This is a genomic window from Azospirillum sp. A26 (genome assembly GCF_042604635.1).
Classification (GTDB): Bacteria; Pseudomonadota; Alphaproteobacteria; order Azospirillales; family Azospirillaceae; genus Azospirillum; species Azospirillum palustre.
Map to the genome: position 1 here is coordinate 444558 of NZ_CP170473.1, position 16829 is coordinate 461386.

The window sequence follows — 16829 nt, forward strand, 5'->3', positions numbered from 1 at the left end:
AGACAGGACCCTCGCCATGCAACCGACCAACGGCGTTCAGAAGTCCCCCGTCATCTGCATCACCGGCGCTTCCGCCGGGGTCGGCCGCGCAACGGCGCTGGCCTTCGCCGCCTATCGCAAAGCCTCCATCGGCCTGATCGCCAGATCGTCCGATGCGCTGGAGGAGGTGAAGGCCGAGGTCGAACGGCTGGGCGGCCGGGCGCTGGTCCTGCCGCTGGACGTTGCCGACCCCGACGCGCTGGAGGCCGTCGCCGACCAAGTGGAAACCACCTTCGGCCCCATCGATGTCTGGATCAACGTGGCGATGGTCACCGTCTTCGGCCCTGTCCATGCCGTGACGCCGGAAGAGCTGAAGCGGGTGACCGAGGTGACCTATCTCGGCTCCGCCTACGGCATCCAGACGGCCCTGCGGCGGATGCGGCTGCGGGACAGCGGCACGATCCTGCAGGTGGGCTCGGCATTGGCCTACCGGTCGATCCCGCTGCAATCCGCCTATTGCGCGGCAAAACATGCGATCACCGGCTTCATCGACAGCCTGCATTCCGAGCTGATCCATGATCACAGCCGGATCGGGCTGACCACCGTGCATCTGCCGGCGGTCAACACCCCGCAATTCGAGTGGGCACGCAGCCATATGCCGCGCCGGGCCCGGCCGATGGGGACCATCTTCCAGCCGGAGGACATCGCCCGCGCGATCCTGCACGCCGCTGAAAACCCCCGCCGCGAATACTGGCTGGGCGGATCGGCGATGCAGGCGATCCTCGGCAATTTCCTGGCTCCGGGCTTTGCCGACCGCTACCTCGCCGACACAGCGGTGGAGGGCCAGATGACGGAGGAGCGGGAAATCCCCGGCCGGTCCGACAATCTCTACCACCCCGTCGACGGTCTGCACCGCATCCGCGGGCGCTTCGGACTGCCGCACAACAGCCTGCGCCTGACGGCACCCAGCGGCGCCGCCAGAGGTCTGGCGATGGCCGCCGGGCTGATCCTGGCGGGCGGGCTGGGCTTCATGATGAGCCGGGCAACCCACCGGTAAATGTCACAACGGAGCGGTCAGGAACAGGACTTGCGACCCTCGGCAAGCCGCTTATATAGGGTGTCGTAAGTCAACAACTGAAAGGAGGTGATCTCGTGTCTCATTGTCCGTCTCACTCGTCGTCGAGCGCCAAGGCCGAGGTCTCTTTCTTCGCGGAAGGGATTTCGGTCCGCTAAGGACTGCGCCGTGGTGTCGACGACACACGGATTGACAATGGAAGGGCTGCCGGAAACGGCGGCCCTTCTTTGTTTTGAGTTTTTATCTGTCGTCTTTCCTGAAAACCCCTCTCCCCTTGCGGGAGAGGGGTTTTTTATAGCCAACCAGCAGCGTCAGTGCTGCATCTCACCCAGCTGCTTGCGGCTGTCGCCGGTCTTGTCGTGGATGATGCTGTCGTCGGCCTTGCCCTCGACTTCCAGAATGCCGATCAGGCCCTTGGTGGCGCGGCTCAGCGCGTGGTCGACCAGAGCGTATTTGCCGGGGTAGTCGACCTTGAATTCCACCATGGTGGCGCCGCCGGGGGCGACGGTGACGGTCTGGATGCCCTTGGCCGGCTCGCTTTCCAGCCCGCCCAGAGTGTAGACCTTGTCGAAGATCTCGCCGATGACGTGGAAGGACGAGGTCAGGTTCGGACCGCCGACACCGAAGAACAGGCGAACCGTCTCGCCGACCTTGGCCTTCAGCGGCTTGTCCTTGGTCAGGGCGCCGACGGTGCCGTTGAACACCAGATAGCTCGGACGCTCGTTAACGAGGCCGTCATAGTCGTCCTCGGCATTCGCCAGGTTCTTGGCCTTGGTCGCGTAGATTTCCTGCTGCATCACGTAGAATTCGTGATCGACCGGCGGCAGACCGGCTTCCGGCTCCACGACGATCAGGCCATACATGCCCTTGGAGATGTGGTGGGCGACCATCGGCGTGGCGCAGTGATAGACATAGACGCCAGGGGTCAGGGCCTTGAAGCTGAAGGCCTTGGTCTGGCCGGGCTCCACCTGGGTGATCTGGCCGCCGCCAAGGAAGCCGGTCGCGGCGTGGAAGTCGACGGAGTGGTTCATCGTCGATTCCGGCGCGTTGGAGATCGAAACATCCACCGTATCGCCGACCCGCACCCGCACCATCGGACCCGGGACCGTGTTGTTGAAGGTCCAGTAGGTGTAGGTCGTGCCATCGTCCAGCTTGGATTCGACCTCGGTCGTCATCAGCGAGACCTTGTGGGTCTTCGGCGCCCGCTTGCCGGCCTTTTCAGGAGCCGGCACGGAAGCGGGATCCTGGACGACGCTGACCGTCGGCTGCTTGACCTTCGGGTCGGCATAAAGCGTGTCGGCGGCCGAAGCGGCGCCGATGCCGGACAGGATCATCAGGGCGGCGGCGCTGACGGTGACGAGAGAGAGCTTGGTCTTCATGGCGTCGTCTCGGTTGAATGTTTCTTGTGAGGGAATATTCCTCCTGCCCCCGAGATCGATGCTTGACCGCCGTCAAGTGGAACTACCGAACGCTATTTTGTCGCATGCCCCTTTTATTTCCACACTAAGTGTAATGACTTTAAAAATCAGGATTTTGGGCGGAAGGAAACGCAGATCTCGGGATCGGTTTCGATCCGGCCGGCACCGATCAAATCCAGGCAATAGGGGATCGCGGGGAACACCGCGTCCAGGCAATCATGGATGGCGGACGGCTTGCCCGGCAGATTGACGATCAGGCTGCTCCCGCGAATGCCGGCGGTCTGGCGCGACAAGATCGCGGTGGGCACCACGCGGAGGCTGACCGACCGCATCAGTTCGCCGAAGCCCGGCATCATCTTGTCGCAGACCCGTTCCGTCGCCTCCGGCGTCACGTCGCGCGGGGCCGGGCCGGTGCCGCCGGTGGTCACCACCAGACCGCAGCCGGCGACGTCGCACAGCTCGACCAGGGTGGAGGCGATCAGGTCCAGCTCGTCCGGGATCACCCGCGCCTCCGCCACCCAGGGGGAGGAGATGATGCGCGACAGCTCCTCATTGATCGCCGGGCCGCCCTTGTCCTCGTAGATGCCGCGGCTGGCACGGTCGGAGATGGTGACGATACCGATCTTCACGGGGCCGATCTTCACCGGTGCGGTCATGTTTGAAGGTCCTTTTCGGTCAGGCGGCGCAGGCGACCTGGCGGTAGAGCGCCGGCAACGCCTTGGTCAGGTGGGAAACCTGCGGGAATATGGCATAGGCGCCGCGTCCGAACAGATACGGGATATAGTCGCGGGCCTGCGCATCGACGGTGATGGCGAAGACCGCCAGCCCGTCGCGCCGTGCCTCGCGGATCGCCTGCCGCGTGTCCTCGATGCCGTAACGGCCCTCGTAATGATCGACGTCGTTCGGCTTGCCGTCGGTCAGCAGAACCAGCAGCCGGTGCCGGTTCGGCCGGTCGGCAAGCTGGCTGGTCACGTGACGGATCGCCGCCCCCATGCGGGTGTAATAGCCGGGCTTCAGCGCACCGATCCGGCGGGTGACGGTGGGGCCCAGCGGTTCCTCGAAGCCTTTCAGCGTCTGGACCCGAACCCAGTTGCGCCGGCGCGACGTGAAGGAATAGAGCGCATGGTCGTCGCCGCAGGCGGTCAACCCATGGCTCAGGGCCAGCAGCGCCTCCTTCTCGACATCCAGAACCCGCCGGCCCTCGATCCAGCCGTCGGTGGACAGCGAGCCATCGACCAGCACCGCCACCGCCAGATCGCGGGCGGCGCTGCGCACCTGCTGGTGCACGCGGTCACTGCCGCAGCCGCCGGCCTGGAGATCGGCCCGGCTGCGCACCAGGGCGGCCAGATCCAGATCGTCGCCGTCGGCTTGGCCGGTGAACAGCATGCGGCGTGGGCGCAACGCCTCGAACTGGCGGCGCACCTGACGGATGCGGCGCAGGGCGGCGGCATCGGGTTGCCAGGACTCGCCGTCGGCCGGTGCGGTTTCAGCGATCACCCGGCAGTGGTTGGGCAGATGGGCCTGCCGGCCATGATCCCATTCCGGATAGGTCAGGGTCGCCGCCAGTGGCGTGTCGTCGACCACCGGCGCTCCGAGGTCGAGGTCGAGCTTCAGCGTGGTCGATGCCTTGCGCTGGTGGGCGCCGACGGCGATCTCGTCCAGATCGTCGGCGGCCTTGCGGGCATTCTCCGCATCGTCGTCATCGACCGCACGCGGGATGTTCAGCGCCTCGGCGAGGCTCAGCATCTTTTCGAAGCGGTTGAGGATCAGCGGGTCGTTGCGCTGTATCTGGTCCGTCTGCCGGCGCGTCGCGGCCCGGCGGCGCTGGTCGCCCTCGGCCGCCTGTCCGCCCTCGCCGGGGCTTTCGACGGCAGCGGAAGCGTCACGGCCGACGCTTGGCGACACCAGCCCCCACAGCGGCACCGGCAACATGCGGGCATAGCCGTAAGGGGCGGTGAAATCCGACAGCGGAGCGCCCGGCGCCAGCATGCGTGCGCCGTCGCCGGTGACAGCACTGGCCCCGAGCAGCGCCAGGACGGCGCGCTCGACATCGGCCTCGACCGGCGGCAGGCGGCGGGCGGGGCGGATGGCAGCGACGGCGGCGGCCAGTTCCGCATGCATGCGGGAAAGGCCGGGCCAGCGCGTCAGAACCCGTGCGGTGGCGGCGGCGGCGCTGCGGAGCGCCTGCACATCGGCCTGCAACGGGTCGGCGGGGGCCGGCTCGGCCTCGGCATGGGCGAAGAAGGCGGCCAGCCATTCATAGAGCCGCTCGTTCAGGGCGGTGTCGGGGAACAGGTCGATGGCGGTGGGCAACTGGAGCACATTGCCGTCCAGTGCCGCCCGCTCCACCCGCTCTTCCCCCAGCCCGATGCGGCCGAGCAGCGACAGCCGGTGCCCCGACACCGACGCGCTTCCGGCGGCAAGCCGAACGCCGCGGTCGCCGCCCAGCGCCCGGAAGAACACCGCCAGCCGTGGACGCATCGCTTCCAGCGTTACCGCGGCGTCGGGATGGTGCGGATAGCTCGACCGCCCGCCGATCAGGCGGTGCCACAAACGGCCGACGGTCTCTTCCGGCTCGAAAAACTCCAGCATGGCGATTGCCCTCCGCCCTTTCCGATCAGCCCAGCGTGACCTCGGCGACGCGCAGCAGGGCGGCGCGGATGTCCGGGTCGTCGGTCAGCGGCTCGATCAGGGCGGCACGAATGGCGCGCTCGGGCTTCATGCCGGAACGGATCAGCGTGGCGCAGTAGATCAGCAGGCGGGTCGAAACGCCCTCCTCCAGATCCTGGCCCTTCAGGGCGCGGAGCGCATTGGCGAGGCGGACCAGCGGAGCGACGCGGTTCTCGGGCAGGCCGCTTTCGGTCGCGACGATGGGAATCTCGCGCTCCGGCGGCGGGAAATCGAACTCGACGGCCAGGAAGCGCTGGCGAGTGCTGGGCTTCAGCGCCTTCAGCACATTCTGGTAGCCGGGGTTGTAGGACACCACCAGCATGAAGCCCGGCGGCGCCTCCAGCGTTTCGCCGGTGCGGTCCAGCGGCAGGATGCGGCGGTCGTCGGTCAGCGGGTGCAGCACGACGGTGACGTCCTTGCGCGCCTCCACCACCTCGTCGAGATAGCAGATGGCGCCCTCGCGCACGGCACGGGTCAGCGGGCCGTCCGCCCAGACGGTGTCGCCGCCCTTCAGCAGATACCGGCCGGTCAGGTCGGCGGCGGTCAAATCGTCGTGGCAGGACACGGTGTAGAGCGGCCGGCCGAGTTTGGCCGCCATGTGGGCGACGAAACGGGTCTTGCCGCAGCCGGTCGGCCCCTTCAGCAGAAGCGGCAGACGGTGAGTGTAGGCATGCTCGAACAGCGCGCACTCGTCGGCGGTCGGCTGGTAGAACGGCAGGGACGGCAGGATGGGGACGGCGCTGTCGGGCATCGCGAGGGAACTCCGTAAAAGAGACGGCCCCTGCGCCGACCGGACATCCGGTGGGTCGCAGGGGCCGGAGGGAACGTCACTCGGCCGGCTGGTAGCTGGCCGGGATCGAAGCGGGCCGTTCCTCGCGGGCCGGGCCGAAGACGGCGTAGAGGTAGAGCGCGACGCCCACCGCCACGGCGAAACCGGCACCCAGCCGCATCCAGTAGAACAGCGCGATCTGCTCCTGAACCTCCATGTAGCTCATGCCCAGGACCCGCTGCAGATGGGTCTGCACCACGCCGGCCACGGTCAGGGCGAAGGTCATGAAGGCCATGCCGCCGCTCATCAGCCAGAAGCTCCACATGTTGAGGATCTGGTTGTAGGGCTGCTTGCCGCGCAGATAGGGCATGGCGTAGGTGATGATGGCGAGGTTGATCATCGCATAGGCGCCGTAGAAGGCGAGGTGCCCGTGCGCCGCGGTGACCTGGGTGCCGTGGGTGTAGTAGTTGATCGGGGCCAGCGTGTGCAGGAACCCCCACAGCCCGGCGCCGAAGAAGGCGAAGACCGCGCAACCCAGCGACCACAGCATCGCCGCCTTGTTCGGGTGACGGCGGCCGCTCTTCCACACCATCATGAAGGCAAAGACGACCATGGTGAAGAAGGGGGCGACTTCCAGCGTGGAGAACAGCGAGCCGATCCACTGCCAGTAGCCGGGCGTGCCGATCCAGTAATAATGGTGGCCGGTGCCGAGGATGCCGCTGAACAGAGCGAGACCGACCATGGCGTACAGCCACTTCTCGACGACCTCACGGTCGACGCCGGTCATCTTGATCATCAGGAAGGCGAGGATGGAGGCCAGGACCAGTTCCCACACGCCCTCGACCCACAGATGGACGACGTACCACCAGTACATCTTGTCCAGCGACAGGTTCGCCGGGTTGTAGAAGGAGAACAGGAAGAAGAGCGCGATGCCCCACATGCCCACCAGCAGGATGTTGGTGATGACCGTGCGGCGGCCCTTCATCACCGTCATCGTGATGTTGTAGAGGAACATCAGCGCGACGACGACGATGGCGGCCTTGATCCACAGCGGCTGTTCCAGGAACTCCCGCCCCTCATGGATGCGGAAGACATAGCCGACGACCGCCGCCAGCGCGCCGAACACGAACAGGCCGAGCTGGATCAGCGCCAGCTTCGGACTGTACAGCTCGGTCTCCGCCTCCTCGGGCACGAGATAGTAGGCGGCGCCGAAGAAGCCGATCAGCAGCCAGACGATCAGCGAGTTGGTGTGGATCATCCGGATGATGTTGAAGGGCAGAAGCTCCGACAACGTGTTGGGCAGGACATAGACGGTACCGGCCAGGAGACCCACCAGGATCTGCACACCGAACAGCCCCATGGCCGCCGCAAAGTAATAGATGGCGACTTTTTGCGATTCGTACTTCATGACGGAAATCTCCTCAGCCCGACAGCTTGGGCGGCCAGTTCTGGGTGTTGATCCGGCTGGTCCATTCCAGGAACGCGGCGAGATCCTCGACCTCGCCTTCGGTCAGGTGGAACTGCGGCATCTGGCGCCGGCCTTCGATTCCGGACGGCTGTGCCGCCATCCAGCCCTTCAGCGCCATCACGGCACCCTCAGGATCCTTGTCGCCGCCGTAGCGCAGCCAGACATTGCCCAGCTCGGGGGCGAAATAGGCGCCCTCGCCCAGCAGCGTGTGGCAGTTGATGCAGGCGTTCTTCTCCCACACATGCTTGCCGCGCACGACCGCTTCGGACAGCGTCTTCTTATCGGTGCTGGTATTGACGATGTAGTTGTGGCTGAGCGCGGTCAACGCGACGAAGGTCGCGAAGAAGAACAGCGATCCGCCATAGAAGATGTTTCGCGCGGCCGCCTTGGTGAAGCGTTCGGTCATCGCTCGGGATCCCTGGAAATCTCGATCTGTCGGTCGAGAGGGGGTCGGTTCGGAAGGGCGTCGGGTGCGCGAAGCCGGAGGCGGGAAGCCGGGCGTCGCAGCGTCCTACCGCCACGGGTCGGGCGAATAATTGACCGTGGCAGGAGGGCATTCCTTGACCGCGGTCAAGCCGGTCCGCGGATCGCCGCTTTATCATTCGCGTACATGATGACAAGCTTTGGATAGTGGACATGGCCGACGTTGAGATGACGGGCCTGGAGACCGGCGGTGCGGAAGCCGCGGGTCCGATGGTGCGGGGAAGCGGCCTTGCCGCCCTGCCCGGCAACCTGATGATGTGGATCCTGATCTTCAGCGAACTGGCTGTGTTCGGCGTCGCCTTCCTGGGCTTCGCTGTCGCCCGCGTGCTGGATCCGGCGATTTTTGCCGCCGGTCAGGCCCATTTGAACGGAACCGCCGGTGCGCTGAACACCATGGTTCTGGTGACCAGCGGCTATCTGGCCGCCAAGGGGGTTGCCGCCGGCAGGTGCGGTGCCGTACCGCAGGCCCGCCGGGCGATGCTGATGGCGGCGGCCGTCGGGTCGGTGTTCCTGGCGGTGAAGGCGGTGGAATATTCGGCGACGCTGGGCGCCGGGCTGACCATCGACACCGACAGCTTCTTCACCCTCTATTTCCTGCTGACCGGCTTCCACGCCCTGCATGTGGTGCTGGGCATCGTCATCCTGCTGCTGGTCGGCCGCTCCGGCCCCGACACGCTGGTGGAGAATCTGGAGACGGGAGCGGCCTTCTGGCACATGGTCGATCTGGTCTGGGTGATCCTCTATCCGCTCGTCTATCTGATCCGCTGAGAGGACAGGCCATGACATTTCTCAAGAAGATCGACCGGCTGACGCTGTCCTGGCTGATCCTGATGGGGCTGACCGCCGTCACCCTGCTGTTCGCGCGCCATGGCGATGCGGGCGGCAGCGTCGGCATCGCCGGGACGGCGCTGCTGCTGGCGCTGGCGGTGACGAAGGGGCGGGAAATCCTGCTGCATTATCTGGAGTTGGACCATGCCGGTCCGGGCTGGCGGTTTCTGATGACCGGATGGCTGGTCCTGCTGTGCGGAGCCATCTTGCTGATCACCGCCGCCGGCGCCCTGGGCTGGGTCGGCCAGCACTGAACAAAGACCGGGGGAAGCCGCCATGACCGAAGCCAAGCTCGGCCTGATCCTGACCAGCATCGCCGTCATCACCATGGCGGTGGCGCTCTACCGCCAGCGCGCATTGGGACGCAACGGGCTGGTGACGGTGATCGCCGCTACCGCCGCCGTGTTCGCCGCGATGTTCTTCACCCAATAATCGGAACCCGCCCGCCATCGTCCACGCTGGACCCGACGATCCGTATGCGTAAGATCGCCGGTTCGGATCGGCGTTGGGCGGGAAAAGCGGAAATGATGCAGCTTGAGGATTTGGGACAGCGCATCTGCATCCTGGGACCGTCCAACAGCGGCAAATCCACCCTAGCGTCGGCCATCGGACGGAAGTGCGGCCTGACGGTCATTCACCTCGATCAGCTTTACCATCGACCCGGCACCGACTGGGAGCCCCGCCCCAGGGAAGAGTTCGTCCGCCTGCACGACGACGCCATCTGCGGCGACCGGTGGGTGATGGATGGAAACTACTCCGTCTGTATGCAGCAGCGTTTCGCGCGGGCGACCGGATTGATCATGCTGGACATCGCCATGCCGGCCAGCCTGCTGCGGTATTTCCGCCGAACCTGGTTCGAGCGCGAACGGCTCGGCGCACTGGATGGCGGGCGCGACAGCGTCAAATGGGACATGATCCATCACATCGCCGTCGTTACCCCCCGGAACCGAAGCCGCAATGCCGCCCGGTTCGATCAGGCCGACCTGCCGAAAATTCGCCTGCCCTCCATCCGCGCGATCAAGGACTGCTACCGGCTATGGGGGCTGGAGCGATAGCCCGGCTTCTCTCCGCCCCGGCGGAATGCGTTAAAGGCCAAGCAACGCCGCAACCAGATCGGACTCCGGATCGGCAAGATCGTCGATGACGTCGAAGTGATGCCTCCCCACGGCCAGCTGCAACCCGGTCGCCACTCCCAGCCCGAGCCAGACATTGGCGAGCAGCTCCGTCTGGCGGACGAATTCCGGCCGCTCGTCCGCCCCGACCCAGCAGGTGATGCCGATGCCGGGCTGCGGGCGCAGCAGCGCTGGGCTTTCCGCCACGGCCTCCGCCTCGTCCAGGCGCAGCGTGGCGTTCATGCGGGTGTTGAGCAGCGGGCGCAGGTCGTGCAGCCCGCTGATGGAGACGACATGCTCCACCCGCGCCCGAACCTTATCCGACAGCGGGGCGTCCGCACAGACGAGCCGGCTGACCAGATGGCCGCCGGCGGAATGGCCGGTCAGGCGCAACGGCCCGGCCTCCGCCCCCGCGACGGCCTCCACCGCCTGCGCCATCTGCCGGGTGATGCCGGCGATCCGTTTTTCGGGACACAGCGTGTAGCTGGGCATGGCGACCGCCCACCCCTGGGCGAGGGGCCCGGCGGCCAGATGCGACCAGCGCGCCTTGTCGAAGGCCATCCAATAGCCGCCATGGACGAAGACCACGGTGCCCTTGGCGGCCCCCTCCGGCCGGAACAGGTCGTAGCGTTCCCGCTCCCCCTCGCCATAGGGCAGGTCCAGTTCCGCCCGTCCATCGGCGGCGAGTTCGGTCCGGAAGGCCGCGGCCCGCTCCGCCCAGCGTGCGGGGTAGGCGTCGCCGCCGGGGATGTGGGCACCGTTGCTGTAGGCGTCGTCCCAATCAGTGATCCTGCGCAAATCCGTCACAGCACCGTCCTCACCCGCCAGAGTTCCGGGAAAAGCTCCACCGCCAGCATGTTACGCAAATAGGACACGCCGCCGGTCCCGCCGGTGCCGCGCTTGAAGCCGATCACCCGTTCCACCGTCGTGACATGGTTGAAGCGCCAACGCCGGAAGTAATCCTCGAAATCGACCAGCTTCTCGGCAAGCTCGTAGAGCGGCCAATGGGTTTCGGGCGACTGATAGATGATCCGCCATGCCTCGGTCACGCCGTCATGGGGCTGGTGGGTCTGCGACACGTCGCGTTCCAGCACGTCGGCCGGAACCGGAATGCCGTTGCGGGCGAGCAGGCGCAGCGCCTCGTCATACAGGCTGGGTCGCGACAGCTCCTGTTCCAGCAGGGCATGGATGTCCGGCCGGTGGGCATGGGGGCGCAGCATCGCCGGATTGCGGTTGCCCAGCAGGAACTCGATCTCCCGGTACTGGTAGGACTGGAAGCCGGAGGACTGGCCGAGATCGTCGCGGAAGCGGGTGTATTCGCTGGGCGTCATCGTCCGCAGCACGTCCCAGGCCGAGTTCAGCTGCTCGAAGATGCGGGCGACACGGGTCAGCATCTTGAAGGCGGGCGACAGCCTGTCCTCGCGGACCGCCTCGCGGGCGGCGCGGATCTCGTAGACGGCCAGCCGCATCCACAGCTCCGACGTCTGATGCTGGACGATGAACAGCATCTCGTCATGGGCGGTGGAGCGCGGAGCCTGCGCACCCAGGATGCGGTCCAGCTGCAGATAGTCGCCATAGGACATCCGCCCGTCGAAGGCCATCTCTGCCCCCTCCGCCGCCGGATCGTAGGGCTTCTTCGTATCCTGCCCGCTCATGTCACCATCGCCTTCCTGTGGTAGTCTGGCCGGTCCCAAAGCCCGCCATCCATCACCTGTTTGAGCACGGCGACGGCGCCGCGCACCTCCGCCTCGCCGATATAGAGCGGGGTGAAGCCGAAGCGCAGCACGTCCGGCGCCCGGAAGTCGCCGATCACGCCGCGGTCGATCAGCGCCTGCATGATGGCGTAGCCCTGGCTATGGCGGAACGACACCTGACTGCCGCGCCGGTTGCCGTCGCGCGGGGAGACAAGCTCCAGCATCGGGCACTGCGCCTCGACCAGTTCGATGAACAGGTCGCACAGCGCAATGGAGGTGCTGCGGATGTCGGCCATCCCGACCTCGCCCCACACATCCAGCGCTGCGTCGAGTGCCGCCAGCGCGATCACCGGCGGCGTGCCGACGCGCATGCGCTCCACCCCTGCGCCGGGACGGTAGGAGGGATCGAAGGCGAAGGGCGCCTCATGCCCCATCCAGCCGGACAGGGCCGGCCGAGCCGTCGCCGCATGCTGCGCAGCGACATAGATGAAGGCCGGCGCTCCCGGTCCGCCATTCAGATATTTGTACGTGCAGCCGACCGCGAAGTCGGCTCCGGCACCGGCCAGATCGACCGGCAGCGCACCGGCGGAATGGGCGAGGTCCCACACCGTCACCACCCCCGCCGCATGGGCCTTGGCGGTCAGCGCCGCCATGTCATGCAGCCGGCCGGTCCGGTAATCGACCTGGGTCAGCATCAGGACGGCGACGTCCTCGCCGATTGCCGCCTCCACCTCCTCCGGCGCCACCGTCTTCAGGACATGGCCGCGGCCCAGCGTCTCGATCAGCCCCTCGGCCATGTAGAGGTCGGTGGGGAAGTTGCCGCTGTCGGACAGGATCACCCGGCGGTCGGGTCGCATCGCCAGTGCCGCGGCCAGCGCCTGATAGACCTTGATCGACAGGGTATCGCCGACCACCACGCTGCCGGACGGCGCGCCGATCAGCCGGGCGATGCGGTCACCGACCTTGCCGGGCTGCACCATCCAGCCGGCGCCGTTCCAGCCGCGGATCAGCTGGCCGCCCCATTCCTGGGCGAGGGTGCGGGCCACCCGCTCCTCCACCCCGATGGGCAGCGGTCCCAGCGAGTTGCCGTCGAGATAGATCACGCCGTCGGGAATGCGGAACCGGGCACGGGTCTTCTGAAAATCGGTCATCGATCTGACTGCTCCTTCCCCGGCAAAGGATGCCCGCCCATCGCTGCCATTGCAAATTGTTGCGATGCTTAAGCGTATCAGACGATATGAATTCATCATTGTCCCGGCGGCCGCGAAAGTGGAGGATCGCACCGGCCGGACCAGCCGGCCGCACCCCTGCCTTCCCCATCACCAAGGACCGGACGAACCGCCATGTTCAACGCGCTTTCCCGCCAGCCCGACGATGCCCTGCTCGCCCTGATCGGGCTGTACAAGCAGGATCCGCGGCCGGGCAAGGTCGATCTCGGCGTCGGGGTCTACCGGGACGAGGAAGGGCGCACCCCGGTCTTCCGCGCGGTGAAGGCGGCGGAACGGCTGCTGCTCGACGGGCAGGACAGCAAGGCTTACCTGGGGCTGGAAGGCGACGCCGGCTATCTGGAGCGGCTGTGGTCGCTGGTCGGCGGGGGCGCCGGCACCAAGGTCGCCACGGCCGGCGTGCAGACCCCCGGCGGATCGGGCGCGCTGCGGCTGGCGGCCGACCTCGTCCTGCGCGGCGGGTCGAAGCGGATGCTGGTCGGCCAGCCGACCTGGCCCAACCATGTCGGCATCTTCGCCGCCGCCGGCCTTGAGGTGGTGAGTTATCCCTTCTTCGACACCGCCGGCCAGACCGTGCTGTTCGACCGCATGATCGCGGCGTTCGAGGCGGCGCAGCCCGGCGACGTCGCCCTGCTGCACGGCAGCTGCCACAACCCGACCGGCGCGCCGCTGTCGCTCGACCAGTGGAAGGAACTGGCGACGGTGCTGGAGACGCGCGGCGTCCTGCCGTTGGTCGACCTTGCCTACCAGGGCTTCGGCCGCGGTCTGGACGAGGATGCCGAGGGGCTGCGCCACCTGATCGGCGTCGTGCCGGAAACGCTGGTCGCCGTGTCGTCGTCGAAGTCCTTCGGCCTCTACCGCGAGCGCACCGGCGCCATCTTCGCCGTCGCTGCGGCACCGGCGGCCGCCGACCTCGCCAAATCGAACCTGATGGCGCTGGCCCGCACCAGCTATTCGATGCCGCCCGACCATGGCGCCGCCGTGGTCCGCACCATCCTGAGCGACGCCGCCCTGACCGCCGACTGGATTGCGGAACTGGACGTCATGCGCGCCCGCATCGCCGGCATCCGCCGCAAGCTGGCCGCCGGCCTGGCCGGCGCCTTCCCCGCCCTGGCCGCGGTGGCGGAGCAGGAGGGCATGTTCTCGCTGCTGCCGCTGACCGAGGCGGAGGTGCTGCGTCTGCGCGCCGACCACGCCATCTACATGCCGACCTCCGGCCGCATCAACATCGCCGGCCTGAAGACGGCCGAGGTGGACGATGTGGTCGCGAAGTTCGCCGCTCTCCGTTGAGCCCTGTGGTTTGATCCGGGGACAGACGACGATGGCCGCGACCCTCCAGGCTCCGCCCGCCGCGGCGGAGCGTCACCAGCTCTATGAAGACGCGCTCGCCATGCTGATGGGCACGCTGTTCATCGCGCTGGGCATGCTGATCTATTCCAAGACGATGCTGCTGACCGGCAGCACCGCCGGGCTGGCGCTGCTGCTGAGCTATGTCACCAAGGTCCAGTTCGGCATCATCTTCTTCACGATCAACCTGCCCTTCTACTGGCTGGCCTGGAAGCGACTGGGCTGGAAATTCACCGCCCGCACCTTCATCGCCGTGGCGCTGGTGACGCTGTTCTCACGCCTGACCGACCAGTGGGTGGGCTTCACCCATCTGGACCCGGTCTATGCCACCGTGGTGGGCAGCGGCCTGTGCGGCACCGGCCTCTTGATGCTGTTCCGCCACCGCACCGGTCTGGGCGGCGTCAACATCCTGGCGATCTATCTGCAGGAGACCTACGGCATCCGCGCCGGCTATTTCCAGCTGGGCGTCGATTTCGCGATCCTGGCCGGCGCCTTCTTCGTCCTGGCGCCGGATCGGCTTCTGCTGTCGGTGCTGGGGGCGACCATCGTCAACGTCACGCTGGCGATCAACCACAAGCCGGGCCGCTATCTCGGCATCAGCTGAGGGGTGACCGCTGCGGGCGTCGGGTCAGCGCCCGCAGCAGGCCTTGTGCTTTTTCCCCGAGCCGCAAGGGCAGGGATCGTTGCGGCCGACCTTCACCACGCGGCGCGGCGGGTCCTTCGGGTTCAGGACGCTGTCGACATAGAACCAGCGGCCGTCGACGCGGCGGAAGCGCGACCGCTCGTGCAGCGGCCACTCCTCGCCATCGCGGTGGAAGGTCAGAAAGAACTCGACCATCCCGTCGTCGCCGGTCTCCTCCGCCTTCATGACGGTCAGCGGACCCCAGTCGCATTCGTCCGCCACCCGCTCCACATCGGCACGGCTGAAGGTGGCACGGGTTTCCGGCACGCAGCTCTGCTCGATATGGTCGATGTCGCGGCGGACGAAGGCGGTGTAGCGCGACCGCATCAGCGCTTCCGCGCTGGGGGCTGGCTCCCCCGCCAGGATCGGGCCGCAGCAGCGGTCGAAGGCCAGACCGGAACCGCAGGGGCAGACGGACATCACGAAACGGCTCCTTCCATGAGCATCGAGAAACGGCCTGCGGCACAGTGCCCGGCAAAACTTAACGCCGTCTCAACATTTCCCGCCGGATTCTGGGGCGGAGGCTGGATTCGCGCAGGGGGAACCAGGTCTCGATCCCTGCACGGCATGGCCGGCAATAGTGACGCTTGGCATCGGCATCGTCCAGATCGGCCTGCCTTGCGACCTGGATATGCCGCAAACGGATTATGGCGATGAGCGCGCAGACAGAGACGTTGCAGACAGGAAAGTTGCGGACGGGCATGACGATGACGGCAAAGGGCGAGCGGCGGCGTCTCAGCCTGCTTTTCAGAACAGTGCCCGACCGCCATTCCGACGTGGCGGCGATGCGCCTGCCCACCCCCGGCGCGGTTCTGCTGCGTCTGGCCGGCATTGCCCTGTTCCTGGCGCTCGCGGTCGGCGGCATCGCCTTTCTGGTCGAAGTCGAGATTGCCGATAACCGGGTGGTAGAACTGGCGCGGGAAGAATCGGCGGCGTTTCTCACCGAAACCCGCACATCGCTGGCCGCCGGTGTCGCCGATTCCGATCTGGAGGCGTCGCTGCAACATTTCATGGCCAGCCGCAACGGACTGCGCCTGAACCATGGTGACGGCCGCTTCATCGTCGCGGAGCTTTACACCCCGGAACAGCGAAAGACGGCCGAATACATCGCGTCCGGGGCGGAGTGGGCGGAACAGCGGATGTCCGCCACCCGGCATGGCTTCCCAACCGACGGGGATTCCATTTACGACCGCTTCACGATGGACGGACAGATCTTCATCCAGACGATGGAACCGCTGCTCGATTCCGACGGCCGGCTGCTCGGTTATTTCGAAAGCGTTTTCCAGCTTTCATCCCGCCGGTCCCATGAGATCCTGCGTGACACCGCCACCGTCGTCGCCGTTTCTTCCCTGTCGGTTCTTGTGACCGCGCTCGTCCTCCTGCCGATCTTCAGCTCCTACAACCGGGGCATCCTGCGGCTGTCGCGCGGCCTGCTCGATGCCAACATCGGCATGCTGAGCGCGCTGGGCAGCGCCATCGCCAAGCGCGACAGCGACACCAACGCCCACAATTACCGGGTGACGGTCCTCGCCATCCGTCTGGCCGAGGCGCTGGGGGTGGAGGACGCGGCGATCCGCAAGCTGGTGAAGGGCGCCTTCCTGCACGATGTCGGCAAGATCGCCATTCCCGACAGCATCTTGCTGAAGCCCGGCAAGCTGGATGCGGAGGAGTTCGCGGTGATGAAGACCCATGTCGTCCATGGGCTGGACATCGTCGGCTCGTCCGACTGGCTGGCCGACGCGGCCGATGTGGTCGGCGGCCATCACGAAAAATTCGACGGGTCGGGCTATCCCAACGGTCTGACGGGAGAGGCGATCCCGATTGCCGCCCGCATTTTCGCCGTCGCCGACGTGTTCGACGCGCTGACCTCGCGCCGCCCCTACAAGGAGCCGATGTCCTACGCCGCGACCATGGACATTCTGGCCGAGGGCGCCGGCCGGCATTTCGACCCGGCGGTGCTCGCCCGCTTCACCGCCATCGCCGCCGGCCTGCACGAGCGGCTGACCGCCCTTGGCGACGATGGGGTTCGGGAGGAGCTGCGCGGGTTGGTGACGCGCTATTTCAAGCTGGCGTAAACA

18 protein-coding genes are annotated in these 16829 nt (G+C 66.7%); 8 read left to right on the plus strand and 10 right to left on the minus strand.

Going from position 1 to position 16829, the window contains the following annotated elements; genetic code table 11:
- Positions 1 to 16 precede the first annotated feature (16 nt).
- The gene (locus tag ABNQ39_RS16545) at positions 17 to 1036 is read left to right on the plus strand and encodes an SDR family oxidoreductase (RefSeq protein ID WP_376961766.1); all 1020 of its coding nucleotides are present in this window, start codon (positions 17 to 19) and stop codon (positions 1034 to 1036) included.
- Between the two features lie 329 nt (positions 1037 to 1365).
- Here ABNQ39_RS16545 and nirK read toward each other — a convergent pair whose 3' ends face one another.
- The 6 genes from nirK to ABNQ39_RS16575 all read right to left on the minus strand — a co-directional run bounded on the left by nirK (position 1366) and on the right by ABNQ39_RS16575 (position 7785).
- Complete coding sequence (gene nirK, locus ABNQ39_RS16550) at positions 1366 to 2433, minus strand: copper-containing nitrite reductase (protein WP_376961768.1); 1068 nt, start codon at positions 2431 to 2433, stop codon at positions 1366 to 1368.
- A 146-nt stretch (positions 2434 to 2579) separates the two neighbouring features.
- Entirely contained in the window at positions 2580 to 3128 is a 549-nt protein-coding gene (gene mog / locus ABNQ39_RS16555; protein WP_376961770.1) for a molybdopterin adenylyltransferase, read from the minus strand.
- A 19-nt stretch (positions 3129 to 3147) separates the two neighbouring features.
- A complete protein-coding gene (locus tag ABNQ39_RS16560) occupies positions 3148 to 5064 on the minus strand; it encodes a nitric oxide reductase activation protein NorD (RefSeq protein WP_376961772.1) in 1917 nt (638 codons plus the stop codon).
- Between the two features lie 25 nt (positions 5065 to 5089).
- Complete coding sequence (locus ABNQ39_RS16565; protein ID WP_376961774.1) at positions 5090 to 5893, minus strand: AAA family ATPase; 804 nt, start codon at positions 5891 to 5893, stop codon at positions 5090 to 5092.
- Between the two features lie 76 nt (positions 5894 to 5969).
- On the minus strand, positions 5970 to 7319 hold the full coding sequence (locus ABNQ39_RS16570; protein ID WP_376961776.1) for a cbb3-type cytochrome c oxidase subunit I: 1350 nt from the start codon (positions 7317 to 7319) through the stop codon (positions 5970 to 5972).
- Between the two features lie 13 nt (positions 7320 to 7332).
- Positions 7333 to 7785 carry a c-type cytochrome gene (locus tag ABNQ39_RS16575; RefSeq protein ID WP_098738670.1) on the minus strand — a complete coding sequence of 151 codons (453 nt, stop codon included), beginning with the start codon at positions 7783 to 7785 and terminating at the stop codon, positions 7333 to 7335.
- A 230-nt stretch (positions 7786 to 8015) separates the two neighbouring features.
- On the opposite strand from ABNQ39_RS16575, the gene ABNQ39_RS16580 reads away from it, so the two are divergent.
- The 4 genes from ABNQ39_RS16580 to ABNQ39_RS16595 all read left to right on the plus strand — a co-directional run bounded on the left by ABNQ39_RS16580 (position 8016) and on the right by ABNQ39_RS16595 (position 9745).
- Complete coding sequence (locus ABNQ39_RS16580) at positions 8016 to 8630, plus strand: cytochrome c oxidase subunit 3 (RefSeq protein WP_376961779.1); 615 nt, start codon at positions 8016 to 8018, stop codon at positions 8628 to 8630.
- A gap of 11 nt (positions 8631 to 8641) precedes the next feature.
- Positions 8642 to 8944, plus strand: a complete 303-nt coding sequence (locus tag ABNQ39_RS16585) for a cytochrome C oxidase subunit IV family protein (protein ID WP_376961781.1) — start codon at positions 8642 to 8644, stop codon at positions 8942 to 8944.
- 22 nt (positions 8945 to 8966) lie between these two features.
- Positions 8967 to 9122 (plus strand): hypothetical protein, encoded by a 156-nt coding sequence (locus tag ABNQ39_RS16590; RefSeq protein WP_199235282.1) that lies wholly within the window; start codon positions 8967 to 8969, stop codon positions 9120 to 9122.
- 92 nt (positions 9123 to 9214) lie between these two features.
- Positions 9215 to 9745, plus strand: a complete 531-nt coding sequence (locus tag ABNQ39_RS16595; RefSeq protein WP_376961783.1) for an AAA family ATPase — start codon at positions 9215 to 9217, stop codon at positions 9743 to 9745.
- A gap of 30 nt (positions 9746 to 9775) precedes the next feature.
- Here ABNQ39_RS16595 and ABNQ39_RS16600 read toward each other — a convergent pair whose 3' ends face one another.
- From ABNQ39_RS16600 to kynU, 3 genes are read right to left on the minus strand one after another with little or no spacing between them, the layout of a single operon-like run.
- Positions 9776 to 10609 (minus strand): alpha/beta hydrolase, encoded by an 834-nt coding sequence (locus ABNQ39_RS16600; RefSeq protein WP_376961785.1) that lies wholly within the window; start codon positions 10607 to 10609, stop codon positions 9776 to 9778.
- Entirely contained in the window at positions 10606 to 11457 is an 852-nt protein-coding gene (gene kynA, locus ABNQ39_RS16605; protein ID WP_376961787.1) for a tryptophan 2,3-dioxygenase, read from the minus strand. The genes ABNQ39_RS16600 and kynA overlap by 4 nt, the downstream gene beginning before the upstream one ends.
- Positions 11454 to 12647: a kynureninase gene (gene kynU, locus ABNQ39_RS16610; RefSeq protein ID WP_376961789.1), complete on the minus strand. Its 1194-nt coding sequence runs from the start codon at positions 12645 to 12647 to the stop codon at positions 11454 to 11456. Before kynU ends, kynA begins: the two co-directional genes overlap by 4 nt.
- 192 nt (positions 12648 to 12839) lie before the next feature.
- Between kynU and ABNQ39_RS16615 the strand changes: the two genes are divergently transcribed.
- Together ABNQ39_RS16615 and ABNQ39_RS16620 are read left to right on the plus strand one after the other, a co-directional pair.
- Positions 12840 to 14012: an amino acid aminotransferase gene (locus ABNQ39_RS16615; RefSeq protein WP_376961791.1), complete on the plus strand. Its 1173-nt coding sequence runs from the start codon at positions 12840 to 12842 to the stop codon at positions 14010 to 14012.
- Positions 14013 to 14043: 31 nt separating this feature from the next.
- The gene (locus tag ABNQ39_RS16620) at positions 14044 to 14673 is read left to right on the plus strand and encodes a YitT family protein (protein ID WP_376961794.1); all 630 of its coding nucleotides are present in this window, start codon (positions 14044 to 14046) and stop codon (positions 14671 to 14673) included.
- Between the two features lie 24 nt (positions 14674 to 14697).
- Here ABNQ39_RS16620 and ABNQ39_RS16625 read toward each other — a convergent pair whose 3' ends face one another.
- Entirely contained in the window at positions 14698 to 15171 is a 474-nt protein-coding gene (locus tag ABNQ39_RS16625) for a YchJ family protein (protein WP_376961796.1), read from the minus strand.
- Between the two features lie 233 nt (positions 15172 to 15404).
- Between ABNQ39_RS16625 and ABNQ39_RS16630 the strand changes: the two genes are divergently transcribed.
- Complete coding sequence (locus tag ABNQ39_RS16630; protein ID WP_376961798.1) at positions 15405 to 16826, plus strand: HD-GYP domain-containing protein; 1422 nt, start codon at positions 15405 to 15407, stop codon at positions 16824 to 16826.
- Positions 16827 to 16829: the final 3 nt, after the last annotated feature.